General features: G+C 31.5%; 9 protein-coding genes. All 9 read left to right on the top strand.

What is annotated here, in order from left to right; translation table 11 throughout:
- Positions 1–18: 18 nt before the first annotated feature.
- Positions 19–795 (top strand): acyl-CoA dehydratase activase, encoded by a 777-nt coding sequence (locus ACMOUI_RS13175; RefSeq protein WP_418966156.1) that lies wholly within the window; start codon positions 19–21, stop codon positions 793–795.
- Positions 796–970: 175 nt separating this feature from the next.
- On the top strand, positions 971–1,207 hold the full coding sequence (locus ACMOUI_RS13170; RefSeq protein ID WP_418966155.1) for a hypothetical protein: 237 nt from the start codon (positions 971–973) through the stop codon (positions 1,205–1,207).
- A gap of 68 nt (positions 1,208–1,275) precedes the next feature.
- Positions 1,276–1,629 (top strand): cupin domain-containing protein, encoded by a 354-nt coding sequence (locus ACMOUI_RS13165; RefSeq protein WP_418966154.1) that lies wholly within the window; start codon positions 1,276–1,278, stop codon positions 1,627–1,629.
- A 114-nt stretch (positions 1,630–1,743) separates the two neighbouring features.
- A complete protein-coding gene (gene ppk1, locus ACMOUI_RS13160) occupies positions 1,744–3,729 on the top strand; it encodes a polyphosphate kinase 1 (protein WP_418966153.1) in 1,986 nt (661 codons plus the stop codon).
- A gap of 26 nt (positions 3,730–3,755) precedes the next feature.
- Positions 3,756–6,212 carry a plasma-membrane proton-efflux P-type ATPase gene (locus ACMOUI_RS13155; protein WP_418966152.1) on the top strand — a complete coding sequence of 819 codons (2,457 nt, stop codon included), beginning with the start codon at positions 3,756–3,758 and terminating at the stop codon, positions 6,210–6,212.
- A 99-nt stretch (positions 6,213–6,311) separates the two neighbouring features.
- Positions 6,312–7,583, top strand: a complete 1,272-nt coding sequence (frc, locus tag ACMOUI_RS13150) for a formyl-CoA transferase (RefSeq protein WP_418966151.1) — start codon at positions 6,312–6,314, stop codon at positions 7,581–7,583.
- Between the two features lie 96 nt (positions 7,584–7,679).
- Positions 7,680–9,383 (top strand): oxalyl-CoA decarboxylase, encoded by a 1,704-nt coding sequence (gene oxc, locus ACMOUI_RS13145; protein WP_418966150.1) that lies wholly within the window; start codon positions 7,680–7,682, stop codon positions 9,381–9,383.
- Positions 9,384–9,408: 25 nt separating this feature from the next.
- Complete coding sequence (locus ACMOUI_RS13140) at positions 9,409–10,434, top strand: AEC family transporter (protein WP_418966149.1); 1,026 nt, start codon at positions 9,409–9,411, stop codon at positions 10,432–10,434.
- A 45-nt stretch (positions 10,435–10,479) separates the two neighbouring features.
- The coding region (locus ACMOUI_RS13135; protein WP_418966148.1) for a hypothetical protein at positions 10,480–11,584 on the top strand (1,105 nt) is incomplete at its 3' end.

The raw sequence follows: 11,584 nt of genomic DNA, 5'->3' as shown, positions 1-11,584 counted from the left end.
TGATAAAAGTTTATAAGTATGGAGTTGAAAAGTGAGATGGATATAAGAATAGGGATTGATATTGGTTCTACCGCTACCAAAGTTGCAATATTTTATGGTGAGGAGTTAGAGAGAGTATTTTCTGTTCCAAGTGGATGGAGTAGCGTAGAAACATCTGAAAAAATAAAAAAAGATCTTGAAAGTGAAGGTTATAATTTTGAACATTGTAAGGTTACTGCAACAGGATATGGAAGAGTTTCAGTTCCATATGCTAATAAAACAGTGACAGAGATTACTTGTCATAGTAAAGGAGTTCAATATATAACTAAGAATAAAGACTTTACAATTATAGATATAGGAGGACAAGATACTAAAATTATAGAGGTTTCTTGTGGTAATGTCGAAAATTTTATAATGAATGATAAATGTTCAGCTGGAACTGGACGTTTTATAGAGGTTATGTCCAATATACTAGGAGTAAAATTGGATGAATTATATGGATTAGCTAAACAGGGAGAAAAAGTTGAAATCTCATCTATGTGTACTGTTTTTGCAGAGAGCGAGATTATTAGTTTAATGGGAAAAGGAACTGCCAAAGAGAATATTGCTTGTGGTATTATAGACTCAGTTGTAAATAAAGTTGCAGGTCTTGCAAGTAGAAGCAAGTTGACAGAGGAGTATTTTCTTTCTGGTGGATTATGTGCAAGTCCATATTTTTTGGAGGAACTTTCTAAAAAATTAGGTTCAAAAGTATCAACACATGAATTAGGTCGTTATGCTGGGGCCATTGGAGCTGCACTGATGCAAAAAATATAAAACTATACTTTTTTACAAATATAAGATATAATGATATAAGGATTATTTTTTGCCAAAATGTATATTTTATTTTAAAAATATAAAGTCTTTAAATGATTTATCATACAGCCTTGTAACAAGAACAGGGCTGTTTTGTTTTATTTGGTCATTTTATAAAATTTAAATCGGAGGTTTTATGAATTACGTAAAAAAGCAGGAATTAAAAAGGCAGTATAAGGTTGAAATTTTCAAAGGGATACAAGTCATTAACAATGAAAATTATGATTTTATAGATTCAAGACAGTTTTTTCCAACACCAGAGGATGCAAACAAATATATTGAAAAACTGAAGTTAAAGTTGGAAAGCAACTGGGTCATTAGATATTTTAAAAGAAGTGAAGATGATTGGGAGTTACTAGAGATAATTAATTAGAATAAATTCATATTGAAATTAATTTTAAATGGTGATATCCTAAAAATAAAGGATTAAAGGATGTATCTATGATTAAGAAAAAATCTGATTTAAAAGTTAATGAAATTGAGGGGTTAAAAGGTGGAGAAGGGAAATTAAAAATGATTGAAATTCTTACCAAAGAGGAGTTAAAAGATGAGGGTAAACTTTTTAGTAGAGTGATTTTAGAGAGAAAATCATCAATAGGACTTCATAAGCATATTAATGATTTTGAAGTTTATTACATCTTAAAAGGAACGGGACAAGTTTTGGAAAAAAATAAGACTTATACAGTTAATGAAGGTGATGTAGTCTACACATCCCATGAAGAGGAACACTCCATTGAAAATATAGGGGATGATGAATTGGAGATGTTAGCTGTAGTAATCAATCATAAAGAATAATAGAGGTATAAGAGGATAGAATCATTATGATTCTATCCTTTTTTTTTTAAAACAAGGAAAATATATTAATTTTTTCTATAAAAGTCTAACTAAAAATTAAAAGGAGGACTTTATATGAAAGAAAAGAAAAAAGAGATTTACAATAGAGATTTAAGTTGGCTAGAGTTCAATAGTAAGGTTGTATATGAAGCAAAAATTGGAAGAAATCCACTCTTGGAAAGAGCAATGTTTTTAGCAATAGCTTCAACTAATTTAGATCAATTTTTTATGGTTAGGATTCCTAAAAAAAGAGAGAGAAAAGAGAGAGAAAGAATTTATAATAGCATAAAAAAAATGGTAGATAATATGTACAATGAATATAGCCTCTATTTAAAAGATTTAAAAAAAGAGTTAGATATAGAGATAAAAGAGTATTTAAGTTTAAATAAAAAAGAGAGAGAGTTAGCTGATGACTATTTTAAAAGATTAATTCAACCTGTATTAGAGATAATTGAAATTGATCCCTTTCATCCAATTCCAAGAATAGCCTCTGGAAATCTAGTTTTACTAGGAATAATCGAGAATAAGAAAACAAAAGAGAGAAAAGTAGTTATGATTGAATTAAGGGGGGAGTTTGAAAGGATTATAAAACTTGAAGAGGATAAAAATCATTTTATTTTAATGGAAGAGTTAATAAAAGGAAATTTATACACTCAATTGGAAGATTTTGAGATAAAAGAGATTGGGACTTTTAGATTAACAAGAGATGAGGGTGTTGAAATTTTAGAGAATTCCAAAGTAAATTCGGATATTATAAAGGAAGTTGAAGATCAACTGGAGGAAAGAGAGTGGGGAGAGGTTATTAGAATCGAATATGATAAGAGATTATCTAGAGATATGAAAGCCTTTATTACAGAGAATTTTAGTCTTTTGACTACAGAGATATATGAGATATCTGGACCTATAAATTTAGACTTTTTATGGACAATAGAGGGCTTAAAGGGATATGAAAAATATAAGTATAAACCATTAAATGAGAAATTTTTTAAAAAAATGAAAGGAGAAAATATATTTGATACTTTAAATAAAAAAGATAAATTACTGTTGCATCCATATGAATCCTTTGAAGCGATTACAGAGTTAATTGATACAGCAGCAGATGATTCAGATGTATTGGCCATAAAACAAACCCTATATAGAGTTAAGCATCACGACTCGCCGATAATCGACGCATTGGAAAAAGCATGTAAAAAAGGAAAACAAGTAACCGTTCTAGTTGAAGCGAAAGCTAGGTTTGATGAAGGAGATAATATCGAATGGGCCAAAAAATTGGAAAGAGTTGGTTGTCATGTAATATATGGGATAAAAGATTTAAAAGTTCATGGAAAAACACTTCTCATTTTAAGAAAAGAAGGTAATAAAATAAAAAAATACGTACAGTTGGGAACAGGTAATTATTACAAAGCGCCATATATTGATATATCTTTATTTACTGCTGATGAAGGAATAGGGGCGGATATATCTAACCTATTTTGTAATTTAATAGGTCCTCAAGAAAAGAGTGATTGGAAAGAGATAGGAGTTGGTCCTAAAGAGCTGGAAGATAGATTTAAAAAGCTTATAGATAGAGAGATAAATAATGCTATAAAAGGGAAAAAAGCTAAGATTATAGCTAAAATGAATGGTTTGACAGACATAAGCATGATAGAAAAATTATATGATGCTTCTAATGCAGGAGTAAAGGTGATATTGATAGTGAGAGGAGCTTGCTGTTTACTTCCAGGAGTTAAAAATATGAGCGAAAATATTGAAGTATACAGCATAGTTGGACGATTCTTAGAGCATAATAGAATTTATATTTTTGAAAATAATGGTATGAAAGAGTATTTTTTATCAAGTGCAGATTGGATGACTAGAAATTTAGAACGAAGAGTTGAGCTTATTTTTCCTATAAAAGATAGCAAAAACAAGCAACAATTAGACCTATATTTTGAGAATATATTAAAAGATAATATGAAAAGATGGAAAGAGAATGAAGATGGAACATACTCCTTAGTTAAAATTAATAAAGATGAGAAAGAGTTCTCATATCAAGATTATTACTTAAATAATAAGTTTTAAGAAAAGAGAGTTAGGAGGATAAAATCATGGATAAAATCTCAAATGATGATTTATTAAAAAAATTAGAAACAGATGAGAAAAAAGGTTTGACTACTTCAGAAGCTCAAAAAAGGCTAATGAGGGATGGAAAAAATGCATTGGAAGAAAAACAAGAAACACTTTTACAAAAATTAATGCCATATTTTTGGGGACCTATTCCGTGGATGATAGAGGTTGCAATTCTACTTTCGCTAATAACAATGGATATAAAGGACTTTATCATTATATTATTACTACTACTATTGAATGCCTTTATAGGATGGAGACAGGATAAGAGTGCACAGGATGCACTTGCAGCCTTAAAAAATGATTTAGCCTTAAAAGCTAATGTTCTAAGAGATTCTAAATGGCAAGAAATATCAGCGGCTGATCTGGTTATTGGTGATATTGTTGCAATAACTCTAGGAAATGTTGTTCCAGCAGATGCTCAAATATTAAGTGGAGATTATTTAACGGTTGATCAGTCAGCTTTAACAGGAGAAAGTTTACCAGTAACTAAAAATATTCAAGATGTTGTGTATTCAGGTTCAATAGCTAAGGAAGGAAGCATAATAGCTGCCATAACAGCAACAGGAGTTAATACATATTTTGGTAAAACTGCAAAACTAGTAGCTGAAGCTGGAGCAAAAAGTCAACTGACGGGTGAAATTACATCTGTAGGTAATTTTTTAATAATAGGAGCCATAGTCCTTTCAATAATTTTAGTAACTTTTCAATTAATTTTAATAAGACCACTAGATCAAGTAACAATTTTAAGAATAATAAAAACAGTATTAGTTTTAATGGTTGCAACTATTCCAGTTGCAATGCCAGCAGTGATATCTGTAACAATAGCTTTAGGTGCTTTACAACTTTCAAAAATGAAAGCAATAGTATCTAAATTAAACTCTATAGAGGCATTGGCCAGTGTAGATGTGCTTTGTAGTGATAAAACAGGAACCTTGACTCAAAATAAATTAAGTGTGGCGGGAGTATATCCAGTTGGAGAGATAACGACAGACTTAATAACGATATATGGAGTTTTAGCATCTGATCCTAAGGGAAAAGATGTAATTGATTTGGCCATTGAAAATACTTTGAAATCTAAAAATCTATTGGATGGATATAAGGTGGATACTTTTATCCCATTTAACCCAGTTATTAAAAGAGTTGAAGTCATTGTGGAAAAAGATGGAAAAAAATTTCATATTGTAAAAGGTGCTCCACAAGTTATTGTTGAAATGTGTAAATTAGCCGGAGATATTCTAAAAAATATTCAAGATAAGATAGATGAATTGGCATATCATGGCTTCAAATCTTTGGGACTTGCAATAGGAGATGGAGAAACATGGAATTATATGGGGACATTTTCTTTGGCAGACCCATTAAGAGTAGATAGTAAGTCAACAGTTCAGGCTTTAAAAGCAGAGGGAATAGATATAAAAATGATAACAGGTGATAGTCAAAATATTGCAAAAGAGGTAGCTAATCAATTGGGAATAGGAGAGAATATTTTATTGGCAACAGATGTCTTTGGAGCAGATGATAAAAATATGACAATAACATCGAACATGCAAAATCAAGTGGAGAGTGCAAGTGGCTTTGCAGAGGTATTTCCACAACATAAATATGAAATAGTGAAAGTTTTACAATCTAAAGGACATATTTGCGCAATGACAGGGGATGGGGTAAATGATTCACCAGCTCTGAAACAAGCGGATTGTGGAATTGCAGTTTCAGGAGCAACAGATGCTGCTAGAGCAGCAGCAGCACTGATTTTAACAAATCCAGGATTAAGTGTAATTGAAAATGCTGTAAATGAAGCTAAAAAAATATTCTCAAGAATGATGAGCTATATATATTATCGTATTGCAATGACAATTAATATAATGATATTTTCCGTTATTGTGACATTAGTTGGAAAATATTTAATCCACAGAGTAACTCCACAAATGGGAGAATCCTTTTTTCCATTGACAGCTATAATGCTTGTATCATTAGCTCTCTTGGATGATATTCCCATAATGACAATAGCTTATGACAACGCTGAGATAAGTTCAGGACCATCTATTTGGAATAAAAAGAAAGTTTTCACAGTTAGTTTTGTTTTGGGGATTATATCTGTTGTTCAAAGTATTGTACTTGTTGTATGGGCAGATAGAGATTGGAGTCAAATAACAAGTTTTAGTCAATTGCAAACATTGGTATTTTTACAATTAGTTGTTGGAGGACATCTATTATTGTTTATAACAAGGCGTTCAGGTTGGTTTTTCACAAAACCTTTTCCACAATGGAAACTATTTATGGCAATAGTTTTAACTCAAATTTTTGTTGTGTTTATGACATATTTTGGTTGGTTAGTTGACTCAATAACAATAAAAGATATTGTATATATTTGGATTTACAATATTTTATGGATGTTTCCATTATCTTTTATCTCAATAGTTTTAAAAAAAATTAAATAAAATTTTTTTCTAAAGAAGGAACAAATAATCGTGTTTTGTATAACAGTGCAAAATTAGTTCATCAAATTAATTGATTATAATAATAAGGAGGAATTTATTATGACAGCACCATTACAAGGAATTAAGGTTATTGATTGGACACAAGTACAATCAGGGCCATCATGCACACAACTATTAGCATGGTTAGGAGCTGATGTTATTAAAATTGAGCGTACAGGAACAGGAGATCCAACTAGAACTCAAATGTTAGATATTCCAGGTCTAGATGGATTATATTTCTTACAGTTAAATAGTAATAAAAGATCAATAGAATTAGATGCAAAGACACCTGAAGGAAAAGAGATTTTAATGAAACTTTTAAAAGATGCTGATATATTTGTTGAAAATCTTCATCCAGGTGCTGCAGATAAGCTAGGATTTTCATGGGAAGAAGTTCATAAATTAAATCCTCGTTTAATATATGGGTCTATAAAAGGATTTAATCCAGAATCACCATATGCTGATGTAAAAGCTTTTGAACCTGTTGCACAGTGTGCTGGAGGGGCAGCAGCAACTACTGGATGGTGGGAAGGAGAGTACAATATTCCTACTCAATCTGGAGCAGCTTTAGGTGATAGTAATACAGGTATGCACTTGGTTATAGGACTACTTGCTGCTTTAATGCAAAGAGAGAAAACAGGAGAAGGGTGTTTTGTATATCAGTCAATGCAAGAAGCTGTTTTAAATTTATGTAGAGTTAAACTTCGTGATCAATTAATTTTAGAACATACAGGAGAACTTAAACACTTCCCAGGATATCCAGAAGAAAAAGTAGGAAACACAGTACCGCGTTACGGAAATGCAGAGGGTGGACAAGTTCTTGGTTGGTGCTACAAGTGTAAGGGTTGGGAAACAGATCCGAATGCTTATGTATATATAGTTCTTCAGAATGAAGATAAAGCTTTTGCTGAAGCTTGTAAGGGTATTGGAAAAACTGAGTGGATAACAGATCCTAAATTTAACAGTTCAGCAGCTCGTAATTTGGTTAAGCAGGAGATATATAAAGAGATTGAAAAATATACAATGACGAAAGATAAACTTGAAGTAGTAAATGAGTTAAGTAAATTTGGAGTTCCTTGTGGACCTGTTTTAAGTATGGCTGAAATAGAAAAAGATGAGTCATTACATAAATGTGGGACTCTTGTAAAAGTAGAGCAGCCAAAACGTGGAGAGTATCTAACTATTGGTTGTCCTCAAAAGTTCTCGAACTATACTCCAGAGATCAAGAAAGCTCCTTTATTAGGTGAGCACACAGATGAAATTTTAAAAGAGATTGGATATTCTGATAATGAAATAAAAGAGTTCCGTGCAAAACATGTTGTTTGTAAATAATTAACTGAATTTTGTGGTAATTGGTTTCAATTACCACAAAATTCTTTACAGAGATATTAAATTATATTAGTAGCTTATATTTAGGAGGTTATTACTATGGCTATTGCTCAAGATGATAATTTAACAGATGGAATGCATATAATGGTGGAAGCGCTTAAAAAAAATGGAATTGATACAATCTATGGAGTAGTTGGAATTCCCATAACAGATTTAGCAAGACATGCTCAAGAGGTAGGAATTAGATATATAGGTTTTAGACATGAGCAATCTGCTGGAAATGCAGCAGCAATAAGTGGATATTTAACAAAAAAACCTGGTATATGTTTAACTGTTTCAGCTCCGGGTTTTCTAAATGGACTAACTGCTCTAGCAAATGCTACAGTTAATGGATTTCCAATGATTCAAATAAGTGGTTCTAGTGATAGAGCAATTATTGATTTACAACAAGGAGACTATGAAGAGTTAGATCAAATGAATATAGCTAAACCTTTTGCTAAAGCGGCATATAGAATCAATAAACCAGAAGATATTGCAATAGGATTGGCAAGAGCTATTCGTGCAGCAACTTCTGGTAGACCAGGTGGTGTATACTTAGATGTAACAACAGCATTACTAGGAAGCGTTATAGATAAGATTGAAGCGGAAAAAACTCTATTCAAAGTGGAGGACTCAGCTCCAAAATCTATACCTAGTTCTGAATCTATTATAAAAGCGTTGGATTTACTAGCAAACGCTAAAAAACCTTTGGTATTACTAGGAAAGGGAGCTGCATATTCACAAGCGGATAATTTAATAAAAGAGTTTTTAGAAAAAACTGGAATTCCATTTTTACCGATGTCTATGGCGAAAGGATTACTCCCAGACGATCATCCTCAATGCGCAGCAGCAGCACGTTCTCTTGTTTTAGAAAATGCAGATGTAGTTGTACTTGTTGGAGCTAGATTAAATTGGCTTTTAAGTCACGGAAAGGGAAAGCATTGGAATCCAAATGTTCGTTTTATTCAATTGGAGATTGATCCTAAAGAGATTGATAGCAATCGACCAATTGAAGCTCCTATAGTAGGGGATATAGAATCAAGCATGGAGCTTTTAGTCAATGGTTTAGAAAGTACCTCAATAAAAGCTGATCCATCTTGGATTCAAGAGATTGAAAAAGATAAAGAGATTAATATAAACAAAATGTCCATAAAATTAAATACAGAAACTTCTCCTATGAATTACTTTAATGCTTTAAAAGTTGTTAAAGAGGTAGTAGATTCTCACAAAGATATATATCTTGTAAATGAGGGAGCAAATACTCTTGATGATACAAGAAATGTTGTTAACATGTATTATCCTCGTAGACGGCTAGATTGTGGAACATGGGGAGTAATGGGAATAGGAATGGGATTTTCCATTGGAGCTGCTATAACGAGTGGAAAACCAGTGTTAGCTATTGAGGGTGATAGTGCTTTTGGATTTAGCGGAATGGAGATAGAAACTATTTGTAGATATAAGCTTCCTGTAACTATAGTGGTATTTAATAATGGCGGAATTTATCGTGGCGATCATATAAATTTAGGTGGAGGAAGTGATCCATCACCAACTACACTTATGGCATCAGCAAGATATGATAAATTAATTGAGGCTTTTGGTGGGGTTCCATATAGTGTTTCAACTCCAGAAGAGTTAAAAGAGGCAATAACAAAAGGAATAGAGTCATTAAAACCAACATTGATTAATTGCATAATAGATCCAAAAACTGGAACTGAAAGTGGGCATATTACCTCTTTAAATCCTAAAACAGCAACAAAAAATTAAAAAATAAATTAAGGGAGCTGATAATATGTGGAACATTATTATGAAAGATATAATTCCAATTTTTGTAATTATGCTATTGGGATTTTATTCAGGAAAAACAAAGGCCTTTAATCAAGACAATGCCAGAAGTTTTAATAAATTAGTTTTAAACTATGCTTTACCAGCAGCTTTATTCGTATCAATTGTTAAAGCCGATAGACATATGCTATTTGAAGATATAAAGTTAACTTTAGTCAGTACATTTGTTATTGTTGGTGTTTTTATGTGGTCATTCTTTAGCTGCTATAAATTTTTTAAGCATACAAAGGGTGAAGCAGCAGTTTGCGCATTAATTGCAGGATCACCAACAATTGGATTCTTAGGATTTGCAGTGTTGGATCCAATTTTTGGAGCAACTGCTAATACTGGTCTTGTTGTAGCAATAGTTTCAATAGTTGTTAATGCTATAACTATTCCAATTGGGTTATCGCTTTTAAATCCTGGAGGAGCAAAAGTTACAGGACAGCTTATTAAGGATCTTAGCGGTGAAACTGGAATAAAAAAAGATATTGATGAGTTTGAGCAAGAGATGCAAAAGTTAGAAAAAAATCCAGTTATAAGTGCTTTGACACAACCAGTTGCATGGGCACCTATATTGGCTGTTATAATTGTTTTGTTAGGAATAAAATTCCCACCAATTTTAGACCCTAACTTTGAGTTAATATCGAAAGCTAACTCAGGAGTTGCAGTATTTGCTGCAGGATTAACATTATCAGGGTTAAAGTTTGAATTTGATTTAGAGATTATTTATAATACTTTTATTAAATTAATATTAATGCCTGGACTTTTATTGATAGTTGGATTACTTGTAAAATTAGATCCAATTCATCTTCAGATGCTTGTTCTTTCAGGAGCACTACCACCTGCATTTTCAGGAATTATTATAAGTAGCCGTTATCAGGTTTATGTTCGTACTGGAACATCTTCATTGGCTGTAAGTGTACTTTTATTTATGGTAGCAGCACCATTTTGGATTTGGGTAACAAGAATAGTTTCAACATGGAGTTTGTAGATTCCTAAAATAAAATTACATAACGATATATAAGGAGAGTAGCCTATGAAGAGGAAACATTTGATATATTCTTTGATTTTAAGTTCAATTTTATGTAATAGAGCATTTGCAGAACTTAAAAGTACAGATATTGGAAACAGTATACAGAACTCATATGAAAAGAAATTAAAACAAGAAACAAATTTAACTCAAAATTCTTTTACTCCTTATGGAGAGATTGGAACAATTTTTACAATCTATGGAAATTCAGGTAAATATAAAACAGCTACTGCACATCCAATGCTTTACTTAGATTATACTTTTACTCCACAATGGTCATTATTCTTTGAATGGAATAGATTAATGAATATCTACAGTGGAGAATATGAAAAAGATAGTAATAAATCCAATCATGATTTTAGTGTTCCAAAAGGACATTTTGAATATATACATAAAAATTTTTTTGATACTAAAGCTATTTGGAGAACACAGATAGGAGCTAGACAAACCAATTTTTTCCATTCAACTGATGATAAATACTGGACTTGGATAAGTACTTCATTAGATTTTTACAAATATTTTCCTAAAAGTGAAAACTTTGAAGTACTACAATTTGCAATACAACCCCTTTATTTTTATGGATCATTTGTTAAATCTAATCCTAATGGACATATGAACCATGCAGCACTTAACCTATTAACACAGTTTAAAATTTATGAAGATTTTAAATTTCAATTTAATGGATATCTATCAAAAGAATGGTATAATGGTGATTTTAAAGTAGATAAAAAAGAGGAGATGAATTACTTTGCTATAGTTTCTTGGCTTGAATACTCTAAAAATATATACCAATTCAATGAAAAAACAAATCTTCAATTTAATTTCGCAACTGGATTTGATCCTTATATATTTACAAGTAGTAGTGAAAAAGGATGGAAACCAACTTTTTGGATAATAGATCATGGATATGGTTGGTTATGGCCAACAAAGTTGGATAATGATAAAAGCTATTCGAATATGTTTAATGCTTTTGTTTTACCACAGTTAAAAGTAACATATAATCACTCTGAGGAGTTAAAAATGGATTTATTCGTTCAGGTTAAGTATTCAAATCAAGTTTGGGGTTCCTCTGAAAAAGATTGGAAATTACAACCTCAAGGTGGTATAGGAA

This window comes from Cetobacterium sp., from assembly GCF_048470075.1.
In the GTDB taxonomy this organism is placed as follows: Bacteria; Fusobacteriota; Fusobacteriia; order Fusobacteriales; family Fusobacteriaceae; genus Cetobacterium_A.
Note: the sequence above shows the minus strand (reverse complement) of the source record. Positions and strands in the feature narration are given on the sequence as shown.